The 25,547-nt window shown below is 60.7% G+C and carries 27 protein-coding genes, 2 tRNA genes and 1 pseudogene; 13 read left to right on the forward strand and 17 right to left on the reverse strand.

Annotated elements, in window-relative coordinates; all coding sequences use genetic code 11:
• The first annotated feature begins 352 nt into the window (after window positions 1-352).
• Window positions 353-1,144, forward strand: a pseudogene (locus LJF34_RS12335) (IS6 family transposase).
• Between the two features lie 447 nt (window positions 1,145-1,591).
• Here LJF34_RS12335 and LJF34_RS12340 read toward each other — a convergent pair.
• Window positions 1,592-1,864, reverse strand: coding sequence for a hypothetical protein (locus tag LJF34_RS12340; RefSeq protein ID WP_231185314.1), 273 nt, complete (start codon window positions 1,862-1,864; stop codon window positions 1,592-1,594).
• 1,793 nt (window positions 1,865-3,657) lie between these two features.
• Between LJF34_RS12340 and LJF34_RS12345 the strand changes: the two genes are divergently transcribed.
• Window positions 3,658-4,020: a hypothetical protein gene (locus LJF34_RS12345; protein ID WP_231185315.1), complete on the forward strand. Its 363-nt coding sequence runs from the start codon at window positions 3,658-3,660 to the stop codon at window positions 4,018-4,020.
• A gap of 257 nt (window positions 4,021-4,277) precedes the next feature.
• On the opposite strand, the gene LJF34_RS12350 is transcribed toward LJF34_RS12345, so the two are convergent.
• A tRNA-Met gene (locus LJF34_RS12350) sits at window positions 4,278-4,429 on the reverse strand.
• A 202-nt stretch (window positions 4,430-4,631) separates the two neighbouring features.
• Here LJF34_RS12350 and LJF34_RS12355 point away from each other — a divergent pair.
• Window positions 4,632-5,753 carry a hypothetical protein gene (locus LJF34_RS12355; protein WP_231185316.1) on the forward strand — a complete coding sequence of 374 codons (1,122 nt, stop codon included), beginning with the start codon at window positions 4,632-4,634 and terminating at the stop codon, window positions 5,751-5,753.
• 11 nt (window positions 5,754-5,764) lie between these two features.
• Here LJF34_RS12355 and LJF34_RS12360 read toward each other — a convergent pair whose 3' ends face one another.
• Window positions 5,765-6,127 (reverse strand): DUF5830 family protein, encoded by a 363-nt coding sequence (locus tag LJF34_RS12360; RefSeq protein ID WP_231185317.1) that lies wholly within the window; start codon window positions 6,125-6,127, stop codon window positions 5,765-5,767.
• Window positions 6,128-6,212: 85 nt separating this feature from the next.
• On the opposite strand from LJF34_RS12360, the gene LJF34_RS12365 reads away from it, so the two are divergent.
• On the forward strand, window positions 6,213-6,857 hold the full coding sequence (locus tag LJF34_RS12365; protein ID WP_231185318.1) for a VTT domain-containing protein: 645 nt from the start codon (window positions 6,213-6,215) through the stop codon (window positions 6,855-6,857).
• On the opposite strand, the gene LJF34_RS12370 is transcribed toward LJF34_RS12365, so the two are convergent.
• Window positions 6,854-6,976, reverse strand: a complete 123-nt coding sequence (locus tag LJF34_RS12370) for an HVO_2523 family zinc finger protein (RefSeq protein WP_256388496.1) — start codon at window positions 6,974-6,976, stop codon at window positions 6,854-6,856. The two genes, LJF34_RS12365 and LJF34_RS12370, sit on opposite strands and share 4 nt — an antisense overlap.
• Window positions 6,977-7,172: 196 nt before the next feature.
• On the opposite strand from LJF34_RS12370, the gene LJF34_RS12375 reads away from it, so the two are divergent.
• From LJF34_RS12375 to LJF34_RS12390, 4 genes are read left to right on the forward strand one after another with little or no spacing between them, the layout of a single operon-like run.
• The gene (locus LJF34_RS12375) at window positions 7,173-7,634 is read left to right on the forward strand and encodes a PGF-CTERM sorting domain-containing protein (RefSeq protein WP_231185319.1); all 462 of its coding nucleotides are present in this window, start codon (window positions 7,173-7,175) and stop codon (window positions 7,632-7,634) included.
• 3 nt (window positions 7,635-7,637) lie between these two features.
• Window positions 7,638-9,113 (forward strand): molybdopterin-dependent oxidoreductase, encoded by a 1,476-nt coding sequence (locus LJF34_RS12380; RefSeq protein WP_231185320.1) that lies wholly within the window; start codon window positions 7,638-7,640, stop codon window positions 9,111-9,113.
• A 40-nt stretch (window positions 9,114-9,153) separates the two neighbouring features.
• Window positions 9,154-9,429 carry a winged helix-turn-helix domain-containing protein gene (locus tag LJF34_RS12385; protein ID WP_231185321.1) on the forward strand — a complete coding sequence of 92 codons (276 nt, stop codon included), beginning with the start codon at window positions 9,154-9,156 and terminating at the stop codon, window positions 9,427-9,429.
• A complete protein-coding gene (locus LJF34_RS12390; RefSeq protein ID WP_231185322.1) occupies window positions 9,426-9,713 on the forward strand; it encodes a hypothetical protein in 288 nt (95 codons plus the stop codon). The genes LJF34_RS12385 and LJF34_RS12390 overlap by 4 nt, the downstream gene beginning before the upstream one ends.
• A gap of 81 nt (window positions 9,714-9,794) precedes the next feature.
• On the opposite strand, the gene LJF34_RS12395 is transcribed toward LJF34_RS12390, so the two are convergent.
• Entirely contained in the window at window positions 9,795-12,878 is a 3,084-nt protein-coding gene (locus LJF34_RS12395) for an adenosylcobalamin-dependent ribonucleoside-diphosphate reductase (RefSeq protein WP_231185323.1), read from the reverse strand.
• A 348-nt stretch (window positions 12,879-13,226) separates the two neighbouring features.
• Here LJF34_RS12395 and LJF34_RS12400 point away from each other — a divergent pair, with 348 nt between their 5' ends.
• The gene (locus LJF34_RS12400; protein WP_231185324.1) at window positions 13,227-13,391 is read left to right on the forward strand and encodes a hypothetical protein; all 165 of its coding nucleotides are present in this window, start codon (window positions 13,227-13,229) and stop codon (window positions 13,389-13,391) included.
• Here LJF34_RS12400 and trpG read toward each other — a convergent pair.
• Genes trpG through trpD form a run of 4 tightly spaced genes read right to left on the reverse strand, consistent with a single transcriptional unit; the run spans window position 13,364 to window position 17,218 of the window.
• Window positions 13,364-13,984: an anthranilate synthase component II gene (trpG, locus tag LJF34_RS12405; protein WP_231185325.1), complete on the reverse strand. Its 621-nt coding sequence runs from the start codon at window positions 13,982-13,984 to the stop codon at window positions 13,364-13,366. The genes LJF34_RS12400 and trpG overlap by 28 nt on opposite strands.
• On the reverse strand, window positions 13,981-15,582 hold the full coding sequence (trpE, locus tag LJF34_RS12410) for an anthranilate synthase component I (protein WP_231185326.1): 1,602 nt from the start codon (window positions 15,580-15,582) through the stop codon (window positions 13,981-13,983). Before trpE ends, trpG begins: the two co-directional genes overlap by 4 nt.
• Window positions 15,579-16,217 carry a phosphoribosylanthranilate isomerase gene (locus LJF34_RS12415; protein WP_231185327.1) on the reverse strand — a complete coding sequence of 213 codons (639 nt, stop codon included), beginning with the start codon at window positions 16,215-16,217 and terminating at the stop codon, window positions 15,579-15,581. Before LJF34_RS12415 ends, trpE begins: the two co-directional genes overlap by 4 nt.
• Complete coding sequence (trpD, locus tag LJF34_RS12420; RefSeq protein ID WP_231185328.1) at window positions 16,214-17,218, reverse strand: anthranilate phosphoribosyltransferase; 1,005 nt, start codon at window positions 17,216-17,218, stop codon at window positions 16,214-16,216. The genes LJF34_RS12415 and trpD overlap by 4 nt, the downstream gene beginning before the upstream one ends.
• Window positions 17,219-17,383: 165 nt before the next feature.
• Here trpD and LJF34_RS12425 point away from each other — a divergent pair.
• Together LJF34_RS12425 and LJF34_RS12430 are read left to right on the forward strand one after the other, a co-directional pair.
• Window positions 17,384-17,457 (forward strand) — tRNA-Val (locus LJF34_RS12425).
• 530 nt (window positions 17,458-17,987) lie between these two features.
• Window positions 17,988-18,299 (forward strand): helix-turn-helix domain-containing protein, encoded by a 312-nt coding sequence (locus LJF34_RS12430; RefSeq protein ID WP_231185329.1) that lies wholly within the window; start codon window positions 17,988-17,990, stop codon window positions 18,297-18,299.
• A gap of 50 nt (window positions 18,300-18,349) precedes the next feature.
• Here LJF34_RS12430 and LJF34_RS12435 read toward each other — a convergent pair whose 3' ends face one another.
• The 5 genes from LJF34_RS12435 to LJF34_RS12455 form a co-directional block, all read right to left on the reverse strand.
• Complete coding sequence (locus tag LJF34_RS12435) at window positions 18,350-18,502, reverse strand: hypothetical protein (protein ID WP_231185330.1); 153 nt, start codon at window positions 18,500-18,502, stop codon at window positions 18,350-18,352.
• Between the two features lie 165 nt (window positions 18,503-18,667).
• Window positions 18,668-18,850 carry a hypothetical protein gene (locus LJF34_RS12440; RefSeq protein ID WP_231185331.1) on the reverse strand — a complete coding sequence of 61 codons (183 nt, stop codon included), beginning with the start codon at window positions 18,848-18,850 and terminating at the stop codon, window positions 18,668-18,670.
• Window position 18,851: 1 nt separating this feature from the next.
• On the reverse strand, window positions 18,852-19,475 hold the full coding sequence (locus LJF34_RS12445) for a hypothetical protein (protein ID WP_231185332.1): 624 nt from the start codon (window positions 19,473-19,475) through the stop codon (window positions 18,852-18,854).
• Between the two features lie 228 nt (window positions 19,476-19,703).
• Window positions 19,704-20,372, reverse strand: coding sequence for a hypothetical protein (locus tag LJF34_RS12450; RefSeq protein ID WP_231185333.1), 669 nt, complete (start codon window positions 20,370-20,372; stop codon window positions 19,704-19,706).
• Window positions 20,373-20,546: 174 nt separating this feature from the next.
• The gene (locus LJF34_RS12455) at window positions 20,547-20,849 is read right to left on the reverse strand and encodes a lycopene cyclase domain-containing protein (protein WP_231186319.1); all 303 of its coding nucleotides are present in this window, start codon (window positions 20,847-20,849) and stop codon (window positions 20,547-20,549) included.
• Between the two features lie 95 nt (window positions 20,850-20,944).
• Between LJF34_RS12455 and LJF34_RS12460 the strand changes: the two genes are divergently transcribed.
• On the forward strand, window positions 20,945-22,087 hold the full coding sequence (locus tag LJF34_RS12460; RefSeq protein ID WP_231185334.1) for a CBS domain-containing protein: 1,143 nt from the start codon (window positions 20,945-20,947) through the stop codon (window positions 22,085-22,087).
• Window positions 22,088-22,206: 119 nt separating this feature from the next.
• Here the strand turns inward: LJF34_RS12460 and radB are convergent, their stop codons facing one another.
• The gene (radB, locus tag LJF34_RS12465) at window positions 22,207-22,905 is read right to left on the reverse strand and encodes a DNA repair and recombination protein RadB (RefSeq protein ID WP_231185335.1); all 699 of its coding nucleotides are present in this window, start codon (window positions 22,903-22,905) and stop codon (window positions 22,207-22,209) included.
• Between the two features lie 87 nt (window positions 22,906-22,992).
• Here radB and LJF34_RS12470 point away from each other — a divergent pair, with 87 nt between their 5' ends.
• On the forward strand, window positions 22,993-23,721 hold the full coding sequence (locus LJF34_RS12470) for a hypothetical protein (RefSeq protein ID WP_231185336.1): 729 nt from the start codon (window positions 22,993-22,995) through the stop codon (window positions 23,719-23,721).
• Between the two features lie 62 nt (window positions 23,722-23,783).
• Here LJF34_RS12470 and LJF34_RS12475 read toward each other — a convergent pair whose 3' ends face one another.
• Together LJF34_RS12475 and larC are read right to left on the reverse strand one after the other, a co-directional pair.
• A complete protein-coding gene (locus LJF34_RS12475; protein ID WP_231185337.1) occupies window positions 23,784-24,008 on the reverse strand; it encodes a hypothetical protein in 225 nt (74 codons plus the stop codon).
• 24 nt (window positions 24,009-24,032) lie between these two features.
• Window positions 24,033-25,412: a nickel pincer cofactor biosynthesis protein LarC gene (gene larC, locus LJF34_RS12480; RefSeq protein WP_231185338.1), complete on the reverse strand. Its 1,380-nt coding sequence runs from the start codon at window positions 25,410-25,412 to the stop codon at window positions 24,033-24,035.
• Between the last annotated feature and the right edge of the window lie 135 nt (window positions 25,413-25,547).

Below are 25,547 nucleotides of genomic sequence, written 5' to 3' on the forward strand. Positions count from 1 at the left end.
ACGATGATAAATAGCAGTCGGCGCTGAGATTCGCCGGACATTCTTACTCTAATACTACTACTGACATACATATATATCTACCTCAGTAAAACAATATACACACGCTCTCAGTTCAGCATGAATCCAATTTTCTGCCGCCTGATCTCATAAGCAGTAACAGACCCTCCTCGGGTATCCTTGAGCCGATCACTGTACATTTCGTGGTACATATTTAGCGTATCAACTGCCGTTGATTTGGATGATCGAATTCGGCTGCTCCGAACAACCGGAGGAAAAGTAGTCTGCGTTCTGAGAGTTCGGTGCGTTTGGCACTGTCTAGATAAGGACGAGCAGGTTGAAGAGCTAGTGATTGATGCTACTCTCAAACCTGCTCAAAAAGAGTTTAGAGACGGCTACGCTTGAATGTTGGGAGCGTGAGCGGACGGCGACGCCCTAATGGGCGTCGCCGTCCGGCTCCACGCGACCGGTTGTTCACTCAGGGAAACAAAAGGAATTCTCGCACTCCTCGGCGTAAAACGGTCGCATCAAGCAATTTTCCACTGGGTTCATCGAGTATCTGACAGCGTCTCCGACCCGCCGTCGTTCACGAGAGCAAAGCTCTCGTGTGCCAACCAGAACGCATAGCGTTCTGGTGACGGCATCGCCGACGCGGGTCGCGGTTGACGAAACCGCTGTCAAAATCAATGGCGAGTGGTCTTGGGTGTACGCTGCAATAGACACCGACACAAAGCTGCTACTCGGTATCGAAGTGTTTGATCGGCATGGCACTGATCAAGCGGCTGCGTTTCTAGCTGACTTGGCCGAGAAACACGATCTCTCGGACGTCACCAGAAATCTTTGATTTCTGGTTGGCAGACGAGACGTGAAGCGTCTCGTCAATGCTGTGTTTCTCGTTGATGGCTACGGCTATCGGACTGCCCTCTTTCGAATTGGGTTGAGCGGTCAGCTCAACTATACAGAACGAAACCTGATCGAAAAGTGGTTTCACACGCTCAAGCAACGGATCGACCGCTTCCATACCTCGTGGGTGGGCAGTCAGCCGAGCGTCCAACGGTGGCTTGAACAGTTTGTACATTACTATAACCATCAACGACCGCATCAATCGCTCAACAACCGAACACCTGTCGAAGAGGAGCTAAACTAGACAGTGCCGCTGTTCGTTTCTTGTCAGTCTTGTTGAATACTGTGATGTCACCGGGATTTCCACCGAAGATTCCAGTACAACCGGTGAGTAGCGATAATGCAACAGTAGCGCTCCCACCCATGGCTGTTCGTCGCGTTACGTTGGAGGTGGCTAGCATCCGACTATTCTGTGAGTCCAGGGTTTGATTTTGATTATTTTCCACGCTAAGTTGTCGTACTGAAGAAAGAAAAAATTACTAAATAGGTATGTGCTGACACTATGTCAAACGATTGTACGCGGTTACGGAAACTGCGAGTAAGACGCAAACGGCCGCAATAACTAATGGGATGGAACCATCCGACGATTGGAAGTCCCAACCGAAGAGCAACCATCCGACGACTGCTACTAAGAAGACCGCGGCACCGATGTACTGCATCGCCGTCGATTCTGATCGACCAGCACCGGGCATTATCCATCCACCTTGTTCGTCGTTTTATGTTTGAACATCTTATATTCTTCTACATATCTACAGAATAAAAAAACCCTTCCCTTTAACCCAACATCACTTCTGAACAAAAAAGTGCGTGTAGCGGCGTTTTCACGCACAGATGCAACATCCACAACCGCATCCACCGCCACAGCCAATGATACAGCAGCCACAGCCGCAACCTGGTTCTGTCCCGAGGCAAATGCTACAGCCACAGCCACAATCCGTGCAACAGCTGAGACCACAGCAACCACACTCACAGGACGTTCCTTGCGTAGTTACGGATTGATGTAGATCCTCTGATTCAGTTGTTGGCGACTCTACATACCGATTCCAGTAAGGGACACTCGAGATACCAACTACGTTCTCCAGCGGTGCATGATCATTGCCTATCGACTCAACGAGTTTCGGACTGATCGTTTCTAGACGAGTCGCCATCTGGCCATACAGTACCTCCATCTTTTGGTTGCTATTCTCTGAGTAGTACTGTTGGAGGCCGCGCATTCCTGCGATGTATGCGTTGAGATGGGTCGATAGATCCTCTTCTCTCTCGCTTTCGAACTTCAGAAAGTCAACCGTCTTCTCCGGCAGGTCGTGTGAGACTTGCCCCGACAATGTGGATTCAACGCTCGGGTCCCCATCGACAGTCATGGGACCGTGACCGAGATTGAAACTGAACCCGAATCGAGATTGGTCATCAATGACACCATGCCGAATCAGTTCACCGGTGTCGGAGGAATCGGGCCCGCTTTGCTGAAATGCGCTAGCGAGATTAGCATTGGGAGATTCCGGAACAACATCGACTTCGGCTCGCTGAATAAGCAACGAGTCCACATCGTGGAGTGTTGTGTGATCTCTCGCTTCCATCTTCGCTGGCTTCTTCTTTGTTTGAGTCGTGACCATTTCGTCATCGCGCCAGGTCTCTTGCCTAACGAGCTCTGGTTCGCGTTCGACAGTAACGTCAAATCCGTCACCGTCGGGTCGAATTCTGGCGACACGTGCTTGTAGACCGCTTGGCGGCCTATTTTCAAACGATTTCGGTTCGCTCGCGCCTGCGACTACACCAACTGGGGCAGCCAATGGGACCGCCGCCGCAGACATCGCTTTCGCGAAGCTTCGGCGAGATGTGTTATTTTTGGCCTTTTGAGAATTTTGGGTCTCGTGGTTCTCGTGATCACAATCTTCGCTTTGCTGTTGCCATTGCGCATAGTCGTTGGCGAGCGAACAGAAATCACGGACACCAACTATCCGTATTAGCTTCGGGAGTGCGCGGACGCCTTTTCGACAGCTGCTTCCATCGACGAGATAGAAATCTTCAGACCATCCATTCGGGTGGAAACGTTCTAGCAACTCGTCTGCTTCCGGGTCGCTTAGCGCAACGAGTCGAAGAGGTTTGTCGGCGTATGCCCGTACTTTATACGCCAACTCGTTGCACATTTCGTATTTTGCATCGTAAAGGAGAACCGGTGTCGTTGCGTAATGACTGTTGACTTTCGTTCCGTCGTAAGTCTGCCGTTTACTGTCTGACATACAAACTATAAACACAACCAGAAATTAATAAAATCAATTATTGAGTATTTCTGCATATATTGATTTTTTCGTCACGTAGCGATTTTATATATCTTCTAATATTACTATCCTATTATAATTGTGGGTGCACTATAGAAGTGAGCTCGAGATTCTGAGTGTGAATTCTTGAGTAATAGCACCATCGATGGGAATAGGAAATTTCTCTGCTTACTGGTGGTGTAATTGTTAGATTGGGACATTATCTTTCCGACAGCTGAACTTCACTAGAGATTTGGTGTGTCAACATCTGCTTAGTGCAAAATGGGGTAGTGATACCAGAGTTCTCTATTGAATAAAAGTTGTCGTGAATAAGTTCCCCTCGGAAATTCCATGCCCACCCTTTAACCCTCATTTTTCGGAACCATCGCGTATGACCGCTGACCCGGCTGGCTCTATCGAGAGATTGCGCGATCGCGTCGAAATATCCGACACGATTACCCCACAAGATCGAGAGAACATTCTCGCATTCAGCGACTGAATGGCCTTACTCCGAAGCGAATACTCTGATCAACGCCACGAGAAACTGCTCGGTCACGTCACTCGAATGGCCGAACAAATCGAGAATATCAACGATGCGCTCGACGATCGAAAGAAAGCCGAGGATGTCGTCCGCTGGATCAACCGCAACTACGACAACGAAGAGACGAACAAGGACTACCGAATCGCGTTTCGCGTGTTCGCCAAGCGTGTCACCGACGGTGATGATACACCGGACAGCATCGATTGGATTCCGTCCGGCTACTCGAACAACTATGATCCGGCACCGAACCCGAAGAACATGCTCCGGTGGGATGCCGACGTCGAGACCGGCAGCGCTCCCACGCTTCACGCGGGTTCGTGAATCACACGCGTAGCATCGGTGTACATAGTCTTCGTCGTCTCCGAAGACGCGACAGAAGTGAGAGGAAACGTGGGCGCCACAGTGAAGACACTGATTTTTGTCCCGGTCGGGAACAAGTCGTGACGCCATCTAGAACTCACCCCTCTGTTTCTGGATTGGAAACGAAGGGTTCAGTAGCTGTGGCTGGCTTGTAGGTGAGAATTGGACGGGAAGTCGCCCTCGTCCTTTGAATTTCAGCTCCGGAACGAATGATAATATGCCCGGGGAGGGCTCCGAACCCTCGATCTCCGCATGTCCCAGATTCGAGACCTGGCGGGGCCTCACGGGCGCATGGGAGGCTTCCAAGGCCTGAGCGCCAAATCTCAGAACCCTATGAGTGCGGCGCTATGTCCAGCTAAGCCACCCGGGCTCGATTACGGATAGGCAACTAGTACTCTTTAAAGTTCCCATCTCAATCGGGGACGAGAGGGGGCCGATGGGTGTCGATTGCCACCGCGTCACGCGATTTTGGAAACGAAATATTCGGCGAGGAACTGTTCGAAAAATCACCCGTTTTGTTCTTGTCGTGTGTACCCGTCGGTTTTAAGATATGCGCATGACCATTCCCCATCATGAACGTTCCGGGAATCGTCCAGTCCAGCCTTGGAGACGAACACGTGGCCGCGAAAGTGTCCCTCGGGGGCGAAGATGTCCTCTACGTGACACCGACGCGGACGCTTATCTATCGCGCCGACGGCCTGTTGAGCGACGAATCCGTCGAGGAGTATCCGCACGACGCGGAGCGAATCAGCGTCTCGGAGGGGCGTCGCAAATCGACCATCACGCTCGATTACGGCATCGACGGCACCGAGACGTTCAAGATTCCCACGAAACGGCTTCACGACGCGCTTCATCCCGTCATCGCAGGCGTCCTGAACGGCGCGGGCGTCACCGACTCGAACGAGCAAGTCCTCCAGACCTACCAGTTCAGCGAATTGACGCTCGTCCTCACGAGCGCACGCGTGGTAAAACACGTCGGCGAGGCGATTTGGGACACGGATTTCGAGCAGTTCCACTTCGCCGACGTCACCGGCCTCGACGTGGAGGAGGGAACCGTTTCCTCACAGATCATCATCGAGGCGGAGGGCCGACCGCAGCGGATCAAAACGCCGAGCGAGCGAACGCGAGAAGTCCGTGAACGGATCGAACAGGGACTCCTCTCCTATCACGACGTGGGAAGCTACGCCGAGTTCGAGCAGACGGTCGTTCCCGACGACCCGGACCCGGAACCCGACGAGAACGTCTCGTTCGCCGAGGACGACGACGTGTTCGGCGGCGGCGTCGAACCCCTCAACGCGAACCCACCGGAACTGGACGACGACGGACAGATTGTCGAGACGCCCTCCGCGGACCCGCTGGGCGGCGAAAGCGAGGCCGAAAAGGTGAACGGAGGAGGGGCGGGAAGCGTCGCCGAGACCGCACCCGTCGAGTCAGCACCTGCCGAATCGGTGACGGCCGATCCCGGAATCGCAGCGGGAGCCGCGGCAGAGGAGACGCACGTCGACGGGTCGAACGCCGACGAACCGACCGGATTCGCGGATTCGGGGTTCGAATCGGCGAGCGAGAACTTGGACGATCCGGTGGAAGCGCAACTCGCCGCGTTGACCGAAACGGTCGAGCGGCAGAACGAACTCCTCGAACGCCAGCAGCGAACGATAGAGCGTCTCATCGAGGAACTCAGCCGCGGCCGATAGGTCGGACGATTTTACTCTCGGCCGGTCACTTTCCGGATACAGGACGACCCGAACGGGCCGAGTTCGCCAGCGTCGAGTTTGATGAAGTGGCCCGTCGAGATGCCGGTTCCACAGCGCCGGCAGGTGAAGTCGCCCTCCTTGGTCACGACTTGGCTTTCGAAGCGGACGAACCCGCCGCCCGTGGGTCGAACGATTCCGTTTTCGCGCTCGATGACGCCGCGTTTTTCCGCCTCGTCGAGAATCGTCCGCGTCGTCGTCGGGTCGGTCGTGATGGTTTCGATCCGGTCCACCGCCTCCGCGACCGATAGTTCCGGATGTTCGATCTTGCTCAGCAGTTCGACCCCCATCGCCACGGGGTCGTCGTCCGATTCCATCGTCTACGAATTCGAGCGAAGCGGATTAAACGTTCCGCGCTCGGGTGGAAAGAACTTAGCCCTTCCCCTGACTACCGTCGGTCGAATGGAGTTCGCCGGGAATCGACGACAGGCGGCGGGTATCGGGGTGGTCGCGATGGTCGTCGTCGCCGGCGTCCTCCTCTCGCCGGAGTTCGTCCTGAAGCAGGTTCGGCACGTGACCCATAACCCGCTCCTCGCCTCGGGACTGTTCCTCGCCGTCTATCTCGTCCGGCCGCTGTTCGCGTGGCCGACCACGGTCGTCGCCGTCGCCGTCGGCTACGTGTACGGGCCGGTCGTCGGATTTCCGGTCGCGCTCGGCGGAACCGTGATGAGCGCGTATCTCCCCTTCGCGGCGGCGCGATACTTCCGCATCGACTCGGGGCTGTTCGGCCGTCTGGGGGACTCCGGCGAGCGGTTTTTCGACGCGACCGGCGACCTTCGCGGTATGGTCGCCTCGCGTCTCATGCCCGCCCCCTCCGACGCGGTGTCCGCCGCCGCCGGACTGTCGAACGTCCCGGTTCGCTCGTTTCTCCTCGGCACGGCTATCGGCGAAGTTCCGTGGATGGTCGTCGCCGTGCTCGCCGGAAGTTCGCTCGACACGCTCTCGGTGGACGAAATCGGGGAGAACTGGCTCGTCGTGGCCGTCGTCGGTATCGGCGGACTCTTCCTCTTGGCCGGTCCCGCGTACCGATACGTCACCGACGACTAGTAGAACGTGTCCGCACAGTCGTAGACGACGCCGTGTTGCGGACAGACGTACTTGCAGTGACGGTGGAACATCGACGCACCGCACAGCGGACAGGGCCGTCCCTTCGGCGTCTCCTCCATAGTCGTGTAACGATTTCCCACCCGTATCACGTTTTCCGTCTGTGCGAAGAGGGCCGAATTCGACATCGTCCTTGCACTCCAGTTATGGAACGCATCCCGAGTTTGGAAAAGATTTGGAAGAGAGTGGGTGGGAATCGGGAGAGACCGGGTGAGAGTTCGAAAAACGACTATTTAATACGGAGGGCTCGATTCGGATATGCACTCAAAACGCATACTCGTACTGGCGGTCGTATTGACGATTTGTGCCGTTCCAGTGACGGTAAGCGCGGCGGCCAACGACGTTTCGAACGCGCCACTCGCACAGCAGGAAACGACAACGACGACGGACACCATGGGTAACGGAACGATGAACGACTCCATGACAACGACGACGGATTCGATGGGAGACGACGAGATGACCACGACGGGTACGATGGGCGATGACGAAATGACGACCACCGATTCCATGGACGACGGGACGACCGACGGGGAGATGACCACGACGGACACGATGGACGACGAAACGATGACCGACGACCAGATGACTGATGACGGGACGACCGACGACACGAACGACGGCGGGAGCGGAAACTCGGACACGTCCCTCCCCGGATTCGGCATCGGCGTCGCGTTGGTCGCACTCGTCGCTGGCGCGCTGTTCGTCGCACGGAACCGGTGAACCATGACAGCCGACCAACCATCCGCGTACTCGCTCGTGGACGTGGCGACCGACGGAGCGATCGCCCTCCTCGCCGGCGTCGCCGCCGTCGCCGGTTCGTACGCCGTGGTCGGCTTCACCCCCTCGTTCGTCGTCGCGCCGGTCAGCGCGTTCGTGGTCGAAACCACGCCCAGCGCGGTCATCGCGTGGTCGATACAGACGCTCGGCGACCTCGGCGACCAACTCGGGTTCCTGCTGGCGCTCGTCCTGACGACCCTCCTGTTCGCGGTGACCGCGGCAGTCGGCACGCGGATAGCGGACGCCGCGGACGTTCCCGCCGCGCCGGTCGCCGGCCTCCTCTGTGTCGCACCCGCGTTAGCGTTGACCGGCGCACCCGTTTCCGCGCTGGCCGCCGGAGCGGGTGCCGGAATCGTCGTCGCGGCGGCCCGATTCCGTTCGAGCACGGAGGAGCCGGTGTCCGAAACGCGACGGAGCCTCCTCCGAGCCCTCGTCGGAGCGGTCGCGGTCGGCGGCGTCGGCGGTGCGCTCGGTGCCGGACGCGGCGATGACACGCCGAAACGAACCGGTCCGGTGAGCGGGGACGTCCAGTCGCTCCTCGACGAGGCCGACGCGAAATCGCTCGCCATCGGCGGACTCGAAGGGTTGGTGAGCTCGGAGTTCTATCAGGTGGACATCAACAGCGTTGACCCGGTGGTGTCAGCGGACGACTGGGAACTCACGGTGACGGGAGCAGTCGAGGAGGAGTTGCACTTCACCCTCGACGACCTGAAATCGATGTCCGAAGAACACCGGTTCATCACCCTCCGCTGTGTCGGCGAGTCGCTGAACGGCAAGAAGATGGACAACGCACTCTGGACGGGTGTCCCGATTTCGGCGCTGTTCGAAGGAACGGCGATGCCCGACGAGTGCTGTGTCATGTTCCGCGCCGCGGACGACTACTACGAGGAGTTCCCCCTCGCGGCGCTCGAAGACGGCTTTCTGGCCTACGAGATGAACGGGAACCCGCTCCCGCGGTCCCACGGCCATCCCGTTCGGGCGCTGATTCCCGGCCACTGGGGCGAAATCAACGTCAAGTGGCTCTCGGAAATCGAAGTGCTGGAGCAAGAAGCCGACGGCTACTGGGAGAAACGCGGGTGGCACGGCACCGGGCCGGTCAACACCGTCGCCAAACTCCACGCCGTCAATCATCTGGACGGCGGGCGGGTGCAAGTCGGCGGGCACGCTTACGCCGGCACACGCGGCATCGAACGCGTCGAAGTGTCCACCGACGGCGGGGGGTCGTGGACCGACGCGAAGCTCTCCGAGCCGCTTCCGGGAACGGACGTGTGGCGGCAGTGGGAACACACCTACGAAGCGTCGGGGGCACACGACGTCGTCGTTCGCGCGACGGATGGACGGGGGAACCTGCAGTCGAAGGCCGAAGCGAACGCCTATCCGAACGGGGCGACGGGGTGGGTTTCGGAGCGTATCGAGCCGTAGATATATCTGGCTGCATGACTCCCAACCAAGTGACCGTTCGATGGACAAGGCGCTCTGGTACCTACTCACGGCGACACGTGGCGGTGAGAACCGCGCACGCATCATTCGCGCCCTCTCGGAGCGCCCACGGAACGCGAATCAACTGGCGGAATCGCTCGGCGTGGAGTACAAGACGGTTCGACACCACCTCGACATGCTCGTCGATCACGGCGTCGTCGAACCCGGAGACAACGCGTACGGAAAGCTCTACTTTCTCACCGACCGGTTCGAACACCATCGGGACGCGTTCGAGGAGATAATGGAACAGATAGAATGAACTCGATACAAATCGCAAGCGGGCTCGCGGTCGTGAACATCCTCCTACTGGCAGTGTTGGTCGCCGTGTGGGTACGAAGCTATCTGAAGTTCCGAACCTCGCTCGTCCTCGGCCTGCTGGCCTTCGCCCTCGTGATGCTCGCCGAAAACGCCGTCGCCATCTACTACTTCTTCGGCATGAAGATGTTCTACTCCGGCGACCCCGCGGTACAGCAGGCCGTGTTGGTTCTCCGCGCGCTCCAACTCGTCGCGCTCGTGTTCCTGACGTGGGTGACGGTGAAGTAGCGGGAAACGTAAAATAGGAGAAGAGAAAGCGGGAGAGAGAGGCGGGAAAGCGGAAAACGGACTATTTCCTTCGGAAGCTATTTACGAACACTCGCTCCAGCCACAGGACTCGCAGGTCTTGCAGCCTTCCGAGAAGTACAGCGAGAGCGACCCGCACTCGGGACATTCGGGGCTTTCGCCCGCGTCGATGAGCGACTGCGAGGCGTCCGTTTCGGTCCCCATCTCCACCGCACCGCCGTCGGGTTCGGTTTCGTCCGCCGTCTCTTCGAGCGTCTGCTGTTGCGGGTAGGCCTTCTCGATTTCGCCGTCGAGGTAGCGCCGCATTGCGACGCCGATGGCGTCCGGGATGGAGTTAATCTGTTCGCCCTTGTCCCACGCAACCTTGGGACTGCGGATGCCCTGCAGGTCGGAGGCGATTTCGTTCGGGTCCACGCCGCTGCGGAGCGCGTAGCTGATGACCTTCGCCAACGCTTCGGTGAAGGAGTTGGTGAAGCCGCCGGAGTTGCCGATGGTGGCGAACAACTCGAACGGTTCGCCGTTCTCGTCCTCGTTGATGTTGATGTACATCTTGCCGTAGCCGGTGTCCACGCGCTGGGTCACGCCGTGGAGGACGTCCGGCCGGGGACGTTCCTGGGCGTACGCGCCGCCGGTGACGCCCCCGTCGAACAAGTCGTCGAGTTCGGTACCGAGCGCGGCCCGAACCTCCTCGTTCTCGATGAAGCCTTCGACGCCGCCGAAGACCTCCTCTATCTGCGTCACGATGGTTTCGGCCGCTTCCTCCTCGTCGGCGAACTCGGCGTTGTCGGCGCGCGTGGTGAGTACCTGCTTCGAGCGCGTGCCGTCGCGGTAGACCGTAACGCCCTTGCCGCCGTGGTCGTAGATGTAGCGGTACACCTCGTCCATGTCCTCCTTGCTGGCGGAGTTCGGGAAGTTGCAGGTCTTCGAGATGGCCGAGTCGACGCCCTTCTGGCAGGCACACTGGACCGCGGCGTGTTGCTTGCCGGTCAGGTCGCCCGTCACGACGAACAGTTCGCCGATGGCGTCCGGGACGGTTTCCAGCCCTTCGACGCCGGAGAACCGGTTGTTCGCCATCTGCGTCTGGGCCTCCTCCTTCACCGCGTCCACGTCGATGTCGTTTGCCTCCAGCGTGCGGAGGAAGTAGTCGTCGAACTCGACGAGCATCTCGTCGCCCTGCACGTCGTCGGAGACGTTCTTGTAGTAGGCGACGTTGTAAATCGGCTCACAGCCGCCCGTGGTGTTGCCGACCATCGAGGTGGTGCCCGTCGGCGCGATGGTGGTCGTGTTGTGGTTGCGGACCGGGAAGCCGTCCTTCCACTTCTCGGCGTCGAGGCCGGTCTGGCCCTCGAACCACTCGGCGTACTCGGTCGGGTTCGCGTACTTCGAGTCCTCCCAGTCGTTGAACGAGCCACGCGCTTCCGCGAGTTCGTGGGACGCCCACTTGGACTCGTGATTGATGTGGGTCATCAACTGCTTGGCGATCTCGTTGCCCTCCTCGGAGCCGTACCGGACGCCGAGTTGGATGTAGAGTTGGGCCAGCCCCATGACGCCGAGTCCGATCTTCCGCATGTCCCGGACCTTCCGTTCTATCTTCTCGACCGGGAAGTCGGACATCGTGACGACGTTTTCGAGGAATCGAGTGCCGTACTCGATGCGGTGGTCGAACTCGTCCCAGTCGATTCCCTCGCGAAGGAAGGCGTCGACGGCTTCCGAGCGCGAACCGTAGTCGTCGCCGTTGTTCTCGTACCAGACGCGCCAGTCGGGCGCGTCGACGTCGGCGAGCGTCGAGAGGTTGATGTGGCCGAGGTTGCAGGCCTCGTACTCTTCGAGCGGCTGTTCACCGCACGGGTTCGTCGCCAAAATCCGGTGGTCCGGATGTTTCTCGACGTCGAAGGAGTGCTCCTTGTTCACCCGTTCGAGGTAGATGATTCCCGGTTCGCCGTTCTCCCACGCGCCCTCCACGATGCGGTCCCAGAGGACCGTCGCGGGGATGGAAAGAACCTCGCCCGGCGTGACGTAATCGCCGAGGCCGAACATGTCGTACATCTCCTCGGTGTGTTCGGTGGCGACGTGCGGTTCTTCGGTGCGCGGGTTGGTGAAGACGAACTCCTCGTCGTTGTACAGCGCCTCCATGAAGTCGTCCGTCACGCCGACGGAGATGTTGAAGTTCGAGAGGTGACCCTCGGCGGCGTTCCGGAGGTGTTTCGGGACGCGGCCGTCGTCGTCGATGAGTTCGCGGGCCTCCCCCAGCGCGTCCTTGAACGACGTGTGCGTGTAGTCGTCGGGGTCGTTCAGGCGGAGCGTGTTGGCGAGGCTCACGTCCTTGTTCTTCGAGTGGATGAACTGGATGACGTCCGGATGCGAGACGCGCATGACGCCCATCTGTGCGCCGCGCCGGGCACCGCCCTGCGCGATGGTCTCGCACATCTGGTCGTAGGTGCGCATGAACGTGATGGGGCCGGACGCGATGCCGCCCGTCGAACCCACCGCATCGCCGTACGGTCGGAGTCGCCAGAAGGCATAGCCCATGCCGCCGCCGGACTGGAACACCTCGGCGGCCTCCTTGGCCGTCTGGTGGATGTTCGTGATGTCGTCGTCGGGCGAGTCGACGAAACACGCCGAAAGCTGTTGCAGTTCGTCGCCCGCGTTCATCAGCGTCGGCGAGTTGGGGACGAACGAGAGCTGTCCCATCAGTTCGTCGAACTCGTCCCGGACGGACTCCACGTGTTCGCGGATGTCGTCGGGGAGTTCGGGAACGACCGTCTCGTAGGCGAACTTGTTGACGTTGTAGACGGAAAGCGTCGTCTCCGCGTCATCCTCCGCCGTCGTCCCTTTGCCGAACACCTCGGCCGCGAGTTCGTCGCGCCGCGGGTGGCCGGGTTTCAGCTGTTCCGGCGTGACGGTGAGCGAGACGCCCTGCTTTTCGGCCTCGTAGACGGCCTCCGCGAGCGCGATGTTCTTCGCGACGCGCGGGAACAGGTCGTCTTGGGATTCGACGAGGTTGCCGTCCGCATCCTTCCGGAGATACCGGGCCGGGAGGATGTTGTTGTAGGCGTTGCCCGTCATCCGGTCTTCGAGGGTGTCGCCCTCGGTTCGTTTCACCGGGAGGGTTACGTCGTCGGCGTCCGCCTCGTGCGCGCCGCTCATGTGTGCGCCACCACCGTTCGTTCGCTACTCTGCACGTCGATTCGCTCTTGATTTCTCACGTAGACCCGTTTCATTCGTGACGAAGAATCCATTTACCCCAACCCCAATTAAGTTTACTTTCTTTATTTCAAGTGTGGTTGAATAGTGATGCCTCTGCGTATTTTCTTCGGCCTATCTCTTAGTAAGACGCGGAGGAATATAAGAGTGTTCAGACCGGAGCGAAAGTGACCGGAAAGCCGATATTTCTTGCAGTAATGACGTATTACTTCGCTTCCTTCATGCGATTTTGTCCGCATGAAAAACGACACTACCGATACGTTTACCAATCAGTAGGGATTCATTTCTCGCATGCTACCCCTCGCCATCGAACCCGTCGGAATCGTGGCGGCCGTCGTCGCCGTCATCCTGCTCGTCATGGCCATCCGTTTCGCCATCAGCGTCCTCTTTCGCATCGCCATCGTCGGCGTCCTCGTCGTCGCCGCGCTCTACGGCGCGGGCGTCCTGACGATATAGGGCGCGAGGAAGTTCGCGATCAACTCCCGCCCGCACGCCGTGAGAACGCTCTCGGGGTGGAACTGCACGCATTCGATGGGGTACTCTCGATGGCGGATTCCCATCACGAGGTCCGTCCCGTCGTGGGTCGTCGTCGCGCTCACCTCGAACGGGTCGGGAACGCTCGTCGTGACGAGCGAGTGGTACCGTCCGGCCTGAAAGCCCTGCTCGATTCCCTCGAAAACCCCTTCTCCGTCGTGTTCGACCGGAAACGCCTTCCCGTGGACCGGTTCCGGTGCGCGCCCGATTTCGCCGCCGTACTCGTGAATCGCGGCTTCCAACCCGAGACACACGCCGAGCGTCGGTATCTCGGGGGAGAGTTCGCGGAGCACGGCCGCCGTGACGCCGACGTCGCGCTCGTTCGCCGGATGGCCCGGCCCCGGACTGATGACTATCGCGTCGGGGTCGAAGTCGCGGATGTCGTCCAACGAGGCCGTGTTTTTCACGACGGTCGTCTCGAACTCCTCGCCGCTCGCCCGGAGCGCGTCCTCGGTGTACTCCACGAGGTTGTAGGTAAACGAGTCGTAGTTGTCCACGAACAGCACGCGGATCATTTCGACACCTCCGCGAGTTCCGTCTCCGGCGGTCGTTCGAGCGCCTCCAGCGCGGCGAGCACGCCGCCCATCTTCTGTTCCGTCTCCTCGAACTCGGCGGTGGGGTCGCTGTCGGCGACGATACCCGCCCCCGCTTGCACCGTGATTTCGTCCGTCGTTCCGTGCGAAATCGTCGCCGTCCTGATGGCGATGGCGAAGTCGGCGTCGCCCGTCCACGACACGTAGCCGACGCCGCCGCCGTAGACGCCCCGAGGCGTCCGTTCGAGGTCGTCGATTATCTCCATCGCCCGGATTTTGGGCGCGCCGGTCAGCGTTCCCGCCGGGAACGACGCCCGGACCGCATCGAAGGCGTCGCGGTCGGCCGCCAGCGTCCCAGTCACGGTACTCTCGATGTGTTGAACGTGGCTGTATTTGATGACGTTCATGAACTCCTCGACGCTCACGCTCCCCGATTCCGCGACCCGGCGCACGTCGTTTCGGGCCAAATCCACGAGCATGGCGTGTTCCGACCGCTCCTTCTCGTCGGCGAGCAGTTCGCCCGCGAGTCGGCGGTCCTCCATCGGACTGCCGCCGCGGGAGCAGGTCCCGGCGATGGGGTTCGAGACGATTTCGCCGCCCTGCACCGACACCAGCGTCTCCGGACTCGCGCCGACGATGCTCAAGTCGTCGTGGCCGAGGAGGTACATGTACGGCGAGGGGTTCACGTCCCTGAGCGCCGCGTAGAGCGCTCGCGGGTCGATTCCCGCCTCGACGGTTCGCTTGCGCGAGATGACGCCTTGGTAGATGTCGCCCGCCGCGACGTGTTCGTTCGCCCGCTCCACGGCCGCTTCGTACTCCGCTTGCGGTCCCGCCGTCCCGTCCGTCGGGTCGTAGTCGCCGAACGACGGCGAGTCTGCCGATTCGAGCGCGGCGGCGACCCGCTCGCGTTCCGCGACCAACTCGTCGTAGCGTTCGTCGACGTCGTCGTCCGGCGAGACGAACGGCGTGAACACGAGCGAGAGCGTCTCCTCCGCGTGGTCGAAGACGAGCGTTTTCGTACTCAGGACGAACTGCGCGTCGGGCAGGTCGGTTTCGGGGCGTTCGACGCCCTGTTCGTCCAACCAGAGGTCGTAGACGGCGTTGTAGGCGAGAAATCCGACCAACCCACCACAGAACCCTTCGTCGTTGGGGAACCCACGACGTGGCGCATTCGGGAGCGTCTCGCGGAGCGCGTCGAGGACGTCGCCGTCGGACACGTCGTTCATCCGCCCTTCCTCCCAGTCGTCGTCCAGCGTCGTCACGCGGGTTTCGTCCGGGTCGATGGAAACGACGGCAACGGGGTCGTAGCCGACGAAGGAGTAGCGCGCCCGTCGGTCGTGGTCGGTTTCGGAGCCGCCTCGTCCGGCGTCGAACGCGCCGTAGGGATCGCTGGAGGCGACTTTGTCCGCGCTTTCGAGGAGGTAATCGTACTCGCCGCCGCCGAGCACCGAGTACGCGGTCAGCGGGTCGACGGCCACGTTGAGGTCGGCGGAGACGTGGAGGATGGCACCTTCGTTACTGTTGCCGTCGCTGTCGCCGTTGCTACCGTTCGCAAGTGCGTCGAACTGCTTCCTGTTCATTGGTGAATGGGTGCCTCTCGGCGTCGTTTCGCGTTCGTGACGAAGGATTCGACGGCGGCGTGGTCCTTTCGTCCGCCGCTGGATTCGACGCCGCTCGCGACGTCCACGGCGAAGGGTTCGACCGTCCGAACCGCGTCCGCGACGTTCTCAGGCGTCAAGCCGCCCGCGAGGAGAACCGGCGAGGAGAGCGATTCGGTGAGTTCCCGTGCGCGGTCCCAATCGTGCGTCTCGCCGGTGCCGCCCGTTTCCGCCGCGTCGAGCAACAGCGCGTCGGCCACGCTGTCGTATCGCTCGGGGCGGTCGGTCGCCGCGTCGATGGCACAAACCACGTCCGCATCGGCGTTCGCCGTGAGGTACGCGAGGTCGCCGACGCTGGTTCCGTGAACTTGGACGGCGTCCGGTTCGACGAGTCGGGAGAGTTCGACGGTCCGCTCCGTCGTTTCCGGCATCGTCACGAGGACCGTCGAGACGAACGGCGGGATTTCTCGGGCGAGTTCGGCGGCCCGGGTCGGGGAGATCTCGCGCGGCGAATCGACCGACACGTCCACCAGCAGGCCGATGGCGTCCGCACCGGCGTCGATTGCGGCCGCGAGGTCCTCCTCGTTCGTCAGGCCGCAGATTTTCACGCGCGTCATGCCGAGAGCGCCCCCGTCATGGCGGCAAGTTGCTCGCCCGCGCTTCCCGAGTCGATGGCGTTCCGGGCCCGTTCGACGCCGTCGATGAGCGAATCTGCCCGTCCGGAAACGTAAATCGCGGCCCCGGCGTTCGCCAGCACGATGTCCCGTTTCGCGCCGCCGACGGTTCCCTCCACGATTCCGCGGAGGTCCGCCGCGTTTTCGGACGGCGACCCGCCCGCGACGGCGGACACGTCGTGTTCGCCGACGCCGAGGTCCGCGGGCGAGAGCGTGTACTCCTCGATGGTTCCGTTCTCGACTTCGGCGACCGTCGTTTCGCCGTGAACCGCGATTTCGTCCATGCCGGACCCGTGGACGACGAGCGCGTGGGAAACGTCCATGTGCGAGAGCGCGCGGGCCAGAACGGGCACGAGGTCGGGGTCGTAGACGCCGACGACCTGCGCGTCTGCCCCCGCGGGGTTGGTCAACGGCCCGAGGACGTTGAACACGGTGCGCATGCCGAGTTCCTTCCGCGGGCCGATGACGGCCTTCATGGCGGGGTGGAACACGGGCGCGAGCATGAAGCCGATGCCCTGTTCCTCGATGGCGCGTTCGACCGCTGGCGGTTCGGAGTCGATGACGACGCCGACTTCGTCGAGCACGTCGGCGCTTCCCGAGGAGGAAGAGACCGAGTAGTTGCCGTGCTTCGCCACCGGGACGCCCGCGCCGCTGGCGACGATGGCCGAGGTGGTGGAGACGTTGATGGTGTTGTAGTCGTCGCCGCCGGTTCCGCAGGTATCCACGAGCGGCGTTCGGTCGGGCGAAATCGTCCGCGCCGCCCCGCGCATCCCCTGCGCGAACCCGGCGATTTCGGCCTCCGTTTCGCCCTTGGCGCGCAGGCCGGTGAGGAGCGCGCCGATTTGGGCCTCCGTGGCCCCGTCGAAGACGGCGGACGCCGCCTCCCGTGCTTGTGCTACAGTGAGGTCCTGTCCGTCGGTGACGAGTTCGATGTAATCCTGCATAGTGGGACACCAATGAACGTGTTTGGGTTGTAATGAACACATACGTACATCACCATAAAGGTGTCGTCGGGAGGGGTGTGCGTGAAATCGACAGACAGAACCGCGTTTCGAAACATTCAATTACCCTTGCGGGTAACTCATGAATGCGTTCGAACGAAGCCGACTGGGTTTGTGGTCTAGTTGGTTATGACACCTCCTTGACATGGAGGAGGCCGGCAGTTCAAATCTGCCCAAACCCACTACTTCTGCGCCGAACAACTTCGTGAGGCGCAGGTTCGTTCGTTTGGCAGATTTGAATCAGGGAGTGAAGCGGAGCGAAACGACCGTGGTTCAAATCTGCCCAAACCCATACTTTTCCGCGCTACCAACCGACGAGCGAAGCGAGTCGCGGTAGCGCGGAAAGTCTTCTTTGGGGAGTTTGAACCGGACGAGACGTTCCTGCTCGCTTCACTTCGTTGCGCTCCGCGGGCATGCGTCTCGTCCGGGTTCTACTCTATTCGAACCCGCTTGAAACAGAGGACTAGCAGGAGTGGGCACGCCTTCTTCTAATATAGGAGCGTGATACGCAGGCCGAAACTTTATTTTGATTCACCCGCTTCTTTACACTCACAAAAGTACACATGTCTCAGTCCGTCCACTCCTTACTGGTGTAAGGGCCTCTCAAACCGAGACGCCTGTCAATTCGGCGTTCTCTCGTTTTGCTTCGCATGCCCAATACGGAGGAGTTATTGAATTGAGTATATGTTCTGAAATCAGGAGAAACCAAATCATGAAACAGACGACTAACCAGAATACGCGGAAAAGCGCGACCCTCGACCGGATATTCGATGTGTTTTCTCACCAAAGCCGACGTCGAATCCTCTCGAAACTCGCTACGGACAGTCCGCGTGACGAAGGAGAGTTCGAGGGAAAGAACGAGGAACTGGAACGGTCCCTCATCAGCAACACTCACGTTCACCTCCCAAAGTTGGCCGATGGTGGATTCATCGAATGGAATCGGGAGGAAGGCACCGTCGCGCATGGCCCACGTTTCGAGGAAATTCTACCCCTCCTTGAAACGATAGAAAACCACGAAAACTAATCGTCCTGCGCTCGTTTTCAATCGGAGACTGTTGTCGAACCAACCGAACCCTAAATCGGCATCCGATGGCCGCACGGCCACAGATACATGTACTCGGGGTCTTTGACCGTTATCATCGAGACAGGTTCGTCACAGTACGGACAGTCGTCGATGAGCGTTCGCTTTGCGGTACGCTTTTCTTGGGGAGAATCATTGTCGGACATGCTTCGAGCCTATCGAAGCAAGCAGGGTCGGAGCTTCCATCTCCGGCCGTTTGGCAAAACCCTGTTGCTTCGTCCGACATATCATAGTACGAGGAGTTAATTCTACTGGTCGCGAACGAGCCGGAAAACGACGGGTGTGCGAGTGAACGGCGGAAATCACGGCTCCTACCCCTCGGTGTAGCCGATGTACAACTGCGGGACGATGACGGCCACGAGGATCATGGCGGCACCGCCGACCCACGTGGGGAGGTCAAACCAGTAGTCGTTGATCAGCCGGAGCGCTCCGAGCGTCACCGGGAGAGCGACGAGGATGGCGAACAGGATGACCTTGTTTTCGTGCGAAACCATGTTAGCTCGGAACCGTGGTTCCCTGTCGAACGCTTCGTTTGTGGACTTCGTGCATCAGGCCGCCACCGATGGCACCGAACACGACGGGGTAGACGGCACCGACGAGGACGGCGCTGTACAGGATGTTCGGGCGCATCGGAAGTCCGATGGTGACCACGAAGAGGAAGCTCCCGGCGACGGCAGCGGGGAAGTAGCCGAGGAATATCAGCGCGCCGGAGTAGCCCGTGTGCCAAATGGTACGGCCGTAAGAACCGTGGGCCGCCAGCGCGCCCGCGAGGACGAGGGCCACCGGCGGGACGAGTCGAAGCAGGGAGAGCGACCCACCGGCGTCGCTGATGATGTTCGGCTGGACGGGACCCGAAAGGGAGACGAAGTGGGCGCTGTAGAACAGCCACCCGACGCCCTTCCACGTCGGAACGCTCGCGCCGTGATTCGCGAGGAACTGCGCGAATGTGGGAGGAGTCGAGGACAGTTTTGCGACGAGAAACTCACCGAAGATGGACTGGAGACGACCGGCACCCCAGAGGAACGTGAGGAGGTAGCCGACGAGGAACGCCGGGATTCCGAGCGCTCCCTTCAGGCGAGCGGGATATCGCACCGCGTCGTCTTTGTTTAGGGACGGCATGATTGGATTTTTGTGGTTCGTGGTATCAGCTTTGTGGAAATGATACTGATTCTGAAACATCCCCTTTGCCGCGCTCACGGGGAGGCTACCGTTCGATAACGAGGGTTTCAGGGAACAGGTATGACTCGAAATCCCGTTTCTATACGTCGTTTCGAGACGTCAACGGTCGCGTATCGAAGTGGAAAAGCGGCCGCTAGTGAGTGGGGAGGAAGGGAGAACCCGGCCATCTTACTCGTCCGCTATTTCCGGTGCCTGTTCGCCGGTCGACGGCGTGCGTCGTGCATCGTAGGTGTGCGCTATGGCGACGACGGTGAACGCGACGACGACGAAAAGAGCGAGTCCGATGTCACCGATTCCTGCGAGCGGAGGCACTTCGAGCCACGCCGCGGTAAGGAGTGCAAGTCCGACGCCCGCAATTACGAGGTAACGTTTACACCACGAGATGTCGTCCCGCGTGTTGGTTTCGAGATATGGGTCGAGTTGTTCTGCCGCCGTGGAGAGTTCCACGATACCCCTGTTTTGGTTGTAATCCACGATTCCTGCGTCGTCGAGTTTCGGGAGGTGGGACTGGTAGAGAGCGGTGTAAACCCGTTTTCGTTCGGCCGCCGAAATCGCGCCGACGGTGGTGTCGTTCTCCCACGCGGCGACCTGTTCTGCAAGGTCGCTCAACTGGACGGTTTCCTCCGCCTGTTTCAGATAGTGAAGGGCGTACCGTCGTCGCTGGTTTTTCAGTACGTCGAAGACCATGTCGCGCGAGAGCGGCGTTGCACGTTCGTCGTGCGAACCGTTGGAGTCGAGGATATCCGAGACCTGCTTGGCAACCGTCGAGTCCGAGTCACCCGTTTCGTTATCGATATCGTTGTCACCCGCGCCGGAGGAGTCACCGATTGTGCTCATTACTACGCCACCCCGTGTTCGTAACCCAACATGGATTCAAACATTGCCGGGTTTGTTCTTTGTTATTCACCATTTACCAGCAGTAAACGGGTGGTTACAAACGACGGAAAAAAATTCGCACCTCGTCGCCGTCTGGTGGTAATGGGCAATTACTGGCCGATTCTTCAAGAATTCTCAACGGTGATGCAGGTTCTCGTGAATCCCCAATACGAGGGCCGGAACGACGACGATGAAGATGTGTTCTTCGAGGGGGATACCGATCAGTTCGATGCCCGTTCGAAGCGGAATGGCGAACACGCCGATCGTAAGGGTGTACCAGTCCCAGACGTAGGCCAACGGATACAGAACGAGGATGGTTTTGCCGGCGCGGGGGAGGGCATCCGCTCGAACGAGCAGCCAAAGGGCGAACGCTCCGAACACCAGTTCGCTGACAATATACGTGTAGGGGCCGAAGGCCGCGCCGATGTCGGGGAGCACGTTCGATGGTACGACGTGCGCCACAAAAAAACCCGACCGAAATGCCCATCCCGCGACAAAGTTCAAGACGAATGGCCGCGTATTTCAAAACGCCGATGGATATCTCTGACATTGCGACCACCGATTACTTCGAAATCGAAGCGGAAGAGCGACTGGGTAAGGCCCGCTCGATGTTCGAAGAGGAGAACCCGAAAGGGATCGTGGTCACCGAAGCGGGCACGTACAGCGGTGTCATCACCCAGAAACAACTCCTCCAATCGCATATCGAGGACCAAACGAAGGTGGCGACGCTGACGAAACCCGCGCCGAAGGTGCACCGCACCGACGACGTGCGCGACGTCGCCCGCGCACTCGTCGAAGGCGGGTCCAAGGTCGCACCCGTCTTCGAGGACGGCCAACTCTGGGGCATCATCGACGAGGACACGATTCTCGAAAGCGTCCTCGAAAACCTCGACGCGCTCACCGTCCAGCAGATTTACACCGAAAATCCCGTCACGATTTCGGAGGACGAGACGCTCGGCCGCGTCATCAATCTCATGCGCGAACACAGCATCTCCCGACTCCCCGTCGTGAACGAAAACGGCTTCCTCACCGGGATGGTCACGACCCACGACATCGTGGATTTCGTCACCCGGAACATGGACAAGCCGACGCGGGGCGAGCGGATGGGTGACAGCGACCGAATGCTCGACCTGCCGGTCTACGACGTGATGACCAGTCCCGTCGAAACCATCTCGCTCGGCGACAGCGTGCAGGACGCGGTGGAACGCATGTTCGAAAAGGACTACGCCGGACTGGCCGTGACGTCAGAAGACGACGACCGCGTGGTCGGCGGCATCCTCACGAAAACCGACGTGCTCCGTGCGCTCACCTACACCGAGGAGGACCACATGGACGTACAGATCACGAACATCGACCTCCTCGACACCATCTCCCGACAGGCGATCCGGGAGGGCGTCGAGGAGATCACGGACAAGTATCAGGACATGCAGGTGCGCCACGCGCACGTGCGCTTCCACGAACACAAGGAGAAACTCCGCGGAACGCCGCTCATCCAGTGTAAAATCCGCCTCCGTACCAACCGCGGTCAGGTCGCCGGATCCGGCGAGGGTTACGGTTCCGAACAGGCGTTCAACGTCGCCCGCGACGTGTTGGAACGCAACGTCCTCGAACTGAAGGGCATCCGGAGCGACCGCGAGTACGAGGGTCAACTGCTCCGAAAGCTCAACGAACTGTAACTCGAAAACGACGAGACGACACGTAACCGGGGAGTCGTCCCGTCCGATCGGTCGGCCCGCTCTCGTTCACCGCTTTTCCCTTTCCCCGCAATGCGACCTCTCGGAGGTCCACCCGTTATTCAAACGCTTTCCTGTGCCCCTTCGAGTCCCGTGTCCGTGATTCGGAACTGGGTGCGGCCACCGGCGGGTTTCGACCGGTGTTTTTCGAGGGTCGCACGACGGTTGCCGCCCCGGAAGCGGTCCACGCGAAGGACGACGCCCGTCCAGTGTTCGAGCGTGTGCCCTCCGAGCGGTCGGGTGCCGTCCGAATCCGGGTCGGTGTACACCTGATTCGTCAGCAGAACTGCGATGTCGTGTTTGCGCGCAAGCGAGAGGAGATGCGTCACTTGGCGGGCGACCCCGCGAAGCGCCTCGCCGCCCTCTCGGTCCTCGCCGCGTTCGAGGCGATAGAACCCGGTCGCGCTGTCGAGGACCACGAGATCCGCCCGTTCCGCGAACTCGGAAACGTCCTTGACTGCCTCCTGCTGTTCCGCGAAATCGAGGGCCTCCTTGATGACGATTCGGGACGCGACTTCGTCGATATCGTCGGCGCGCGCAGCGGCTATCTGTTCGAAGCGGTCCACGGACAGTCCCTCGGTGTCGATGTACACCACGGTACCGCCGTCCCGTGCGGTCTCGACCGCGGTCCCCAGCGCGACGTTCGTCTTCCCGGCGGCGGGCGGACCGTACACCTGTGTCACGGTTCCGCGCTCCAAGCCGCCCCCGAGCAAGTCGTCCACCGGCGGGCACCCTGTCGTCAGTTTCTCGGCGTCGGTCACATGCCGGGATTGGCGCTTCTCACGCAAAAGGTTCCGGTTTTCGGGGAGACCGAGGCGACTTTATTCCACCCGTTCGAAGGGAGCGTAGTGACAGTCGTCGTTGCGACGGAGGACTTCGAAGTGTACCACGACGTGGTGGGCGAGCTACGCGACAGGGGCGTCCGGTTCACGACGGTCGAACCGAGCGGCGAACTCCCCGACGGCGCTCGGATCGTCATTCGCGGTGCGGACGACGAGGTGGCCACCGAACTGCCGACGGTCGTGGCGGACCCGAACCGCCCCCGAAAGGCGGTCGAGGAGGCGTTGGCCGTGCTCCGCGGCGAGAAGGGGCGCACCGTCATCGGCATCGACCCCGGAACCCGGCCCGGCATCGCCGTGCTTTCGGGGGACATGGTGGTCGCGTCGTTTCACGTCCCCATCGCCGACGCCGCGGACGTGGTTCGAGCGGAAGCGAAGGACGCCATCGACCCCGTGGTCCGAATCGGCGACGGCGCGCGCCTCCAGGGCGCACAACTCATCCGCGAACTCGAAGACGTCCGGGTCGAACTCGTGGACGAGACCGGAACCACGCCGTATCTCGGCACCGGTGCGCGCGGCATGGGCGACGTCCTCGCCGCGGTCAACATCGCCAGATTGGACGGCGAAATCGTCGAGGACCGGGACATCGAACCCACGCAGGGCGAACTCGGCGTCATCAAGCGCCGGTCCCGCGAACACTCCGCCGACAACCGCGAAATCGACGAGGAGTTGGCCCGGCGGGTCGCCGCCGGGGAGTTGACCATCGAGGAGGCGTTAGCGGAACACCGCGAGGAGTAGGGAGAGAAGCAGAGAGACCGGAAGAAAGGAAGACGGGAGAAGGGAAGACGGGAGAAGCCGACTCAGAGTTCCACCAGAACCGTGTACCGATGCGTTTCGTCCGTCGGGCACTGGAGGTGTTCTTCCTTCACGATGGTGCCGGAGAGCAGTTGCTTGCCGATTTTCTGGAACCTGTCGACGTCGACGTGTCCCTTCTCGCGGGCGATGACTTCGCTGTCGGGGTCGGTTTCGAACTCGTCCATCCCGTCACATCCCTCGTACGGACACTGGACGCGAACGCGGGCCATGTTCAAAATACGGCCCGTCGTCGGTTATAGGTTTTCGTGAATCGCCGCTTCCGCCCGCTGCATGACCTCTCGAACCGCGATCCCGGTCTCGTTCGCCACGGCCGACGCGTCCTCGAACTCCGCGCTCACGTCGTAGACTGAGCCTGACTCGTCGCTCGCCAGTTTGACGGTGACTTCGTACTCCTTCCCTTCGATGTCCAGCGTCGCCGTCTCGAACTCCCGACGGGCGATCCATCGGTGGCTGGCACCCGCCTCGCGGACGCCGAGCGTTCCGGTCTCCTCGGCGAGTTTCCACGCGACCCGTTCGGCGTCCTCGGGTTTGACGATGACCTTCACGACGTGGCCCGGGCGCGCTTTCTTCATCGTGGCGGGGAGAATCGAGACGTCACGTGCACCCGCGTCCGCGAGGGTCTCCTGAAGCCCGCCCAACACCTCCGGCGACGCGTCGTCCAGATTGGTTTCGAGGACGGTGACGTCGTCGCGCACGAGACTACCGCTCGATTTCCCGGCGAGGACGCGCAACACGTTCGGATGTTCGGGGAAGTCGTAACCGCCCGCGCCGTATCCCGAGCCATCGACGTTCAGCGTGGGCAGGGTCTCGACGCCGTCCGCGAAGTGGGCCAAAATCGCGGCACCGGTCGGGGTGAGCAGTTCCGCTTCCACGGGACCGCCGGTCAGTGACCAATCCGCACCCGCCGCGATTTCCACGACCGCGGGTGCGGGTATCGGGAACGTCCCGTGGCTCATCCCGACTTCGCCGCCGCCGGTCGCGAGGGGCGTCGTGACGATTCGGTCGGCGTCGAGGTCGGCGAACAGCAAGGATGCACCGACGATGTCCGCAATGGCGTCGTCTGTCCCGACCTCGTGGAAGTGCGTCGAATCGAGGTCGGTGTCGTGGACGCTCGCCTCCGCCTCGCCGAGAGTACGGAAGACGGCCTTCGCGTCGCGTTCGATGCGGGAGTCGAGCGCCATGGATTCGAGCACGTCGATGACCTCGCGGTAGGTCCGGACCTGACCAGCGCCTTCCGCGTGTTGGTGGGAATGGTCGTGCTGGTGGGTGTGGTCGTGTTCGTGAATGTGGTGATCCTGATGCGCGTGATGACCCCCATCGTGGTCGTGGTCGTGTTCGTCTCCGTGATGATGGTCGTGCTCGTGACCATGGTCGTGGTCGTCGTCGTGTGCGTGAACGTGCCCGTCTTCCGATTCATCCCCGTCGTCGGTCAGAAGGACGGTGACGCCCGTCGCCGAAATCCCGTTTTTGACGACCGATTCGACGTCGTACTCCACGTCGAGGGCGTCCTCGACCGGTTCGAGCGCGTCCCGCGTCGCTCCCGTATCGAGCAGCGCTCCGAGGATCATGTCCCCGCTGGCTCCCATTCGTCCGTCGAACGCAAGCGTTCTCATACCACGTCCCTGTTCCGAAGCGCGAAAACACCTGCGGTCATGTCGGCACCACTATCCCTTTGTACTGCCCCCACGTAGTGTCAGCCATCGCACGCGGGTACTGTTCATCGCGGCCGGTGGGGTGGCCAAACCCCC

This window comes from Haladaptatus sp. DYF46 (assembly GCF_021083305.1).
GTDB lineage: Archaea > Halobacteriota > Halobacteria > Halobacteriales > Haladaptataceae > Haladaptatus.

Bases quoted from the DNA above. Each gene is read 5' to 3' on its own strand.
- LJF34_RS12380 (WP_231185320.1), top strand. From the start codon at position 7,638: ATGACAGCCGACCAACCATCCGCGTACTCGCTCGTGGACGTGGCGACC.
- LJF34_RS12435 (WP_231185330.1), bottom strand. From the start codon at position 18,502: ATGTCCGACAATGATTCTCCCCAAGAAAAGCGTACCGCAAAGCGAACG.
- trpE (WP_231185326.1), bottom strand. From the start codon at position 15,582: ATGAACAGGAAGCAGTTCGACGCACTTGCGAACGGTAGCAACGGCGAC.
- LJF34_RS12395 (WP_231185323.1), bottom strand. From the start codon at position 12,878: ATGAGCGGCGCGCACGAGGCGGACGCCGACGACGTAACCCTCCCGGTG.
- LJF34_RS12475 (WP_231185337.1), bottom strand. From the start codon at position 24,008: ATGGCCCGCGTTCGCGTCCAGTGTCCGTACGAGGGATGTGACGGGATG.
- LJF34_RS12430 (WP_231185329.1), top strand. From the start codon at position 17,988: ATGAAACAGACGACTAACCAGAATACGCGGAAAAGCGCGACCCTCGAC.
- LJF34_RS12460 (WP_231185334.1), top strand. From the start codon at position 20,945: ATGGATATCTCTGACATTGCGACCACCGATTACTTCGAAATCGAAGCG.
- LJF34_RS12400 (WP_231185324.1), top strand. From the start codon at position 13,227: ATGCTACCCCTCGCCATCGAACCCGTCGGAATCGTGGCGGCCGTCGTC.
- LJF34_RS12365 (WP_231185318.1), top strand. From the start codon at position 6,213: ATGGAGTTCGCCGGGAATCGACGACAGGCGGCGGGTATCGGGGTGGTC.
- LJF34_RS12360 (WP_231185317.1), bottom strand. From the start codon at position 6,127: ATGGAATCGGACGACGACCCCGTGGCGATGGGGGTCGAACTGCTGAGC.
- trpD (WP_231185328.1), bottom strand. From the start codon at position 17,218: ATGCAGGATTACATCGAACTCGTCACCGACGGACAGGACCTCACTGTA.
- LJF34_RS12440 (WP_231185331.1), bottom strand. From the start codon at position 18,850: ATGGTTTCGCACGAAAACAAGGTCATCCTGTTCGCCATCCTCGTCGCT.
- LJF34_RS12375 (WP_231185319.1), top strand. From the start codon at position 7,173: ATGCACTCAAAACGCATACTCGTACTGGCGGTCGTATTGACGATTTGT.
- LJF34_RS12355 (WP_231185316.1), top strand. From the start codon at position 4,632: ATGAACGTTCCGGGAATCGTCCAGTCCAGCCTTGGAGACGAACACGTG.
- LJF34_RS12390 (WP_231185322.1), top strand. From the start codon at position 9,426: ATGAACTCGATACAAATCGCAAGCGGGCTCGCGGTCGTGAACATCCTC.
- LJF34_RS12415 (WP_231185327.1), bottom strand. From the start codon at position 16,217: ATGACGCGCGTGAAAATCTGCGGCCTGACGAACGAGGAGGACCTCGCG.
- LJF34_RS12385 (WP_231185321.1), top strand. From the start codon at position 9,154: ATGGACAAGGCGCTCTGGTACCTACTCACGGCGACACGTGGCGGTGAG.
- trpG (WP_231185325.1), bottom strand. From the start codon at position 13,984: ATGATCCGCGTGCTGTTCGTGGACAACTACGACTCGTTTACCTACAAC.
- LJF34_RS12450 (WP_231185333.1), bottom strand. From the start codon at position 20,372: ATGAGCACAATCGGTGACTCCTCCGGCGCGGGTGACAACGATATCGAT.
- LJF34_RS12345 (WP_231185315.1), top strand. From the start codon at position 3,658: ATGGCCTTACTCCGAAGCGAATACTCTGATCAACGCCACGAGAAACTG.
- LJF34_RS12445 (WP_231185332.1), bottom strand. From the start codon at position 19,475: ATGCCGTCCCTAAACAAAGACGACGCGGTGCGATATCCCGCTCGCCTG.
- LJF34_RS12370 (WP_256388496.1), bottom strand. From the start codon at position 6,976: ATGGAGGAGACGCCGAAGGGACGGCCCTGTCCGCTGTGCGGTGCGTCG.
- larC (WP_231185338.1), bottom strand. From the start codon at position 25,412: ATGAGAACGCTTGCGTTCGACGGACGAATGGGAGCCAGCGGGGACATG.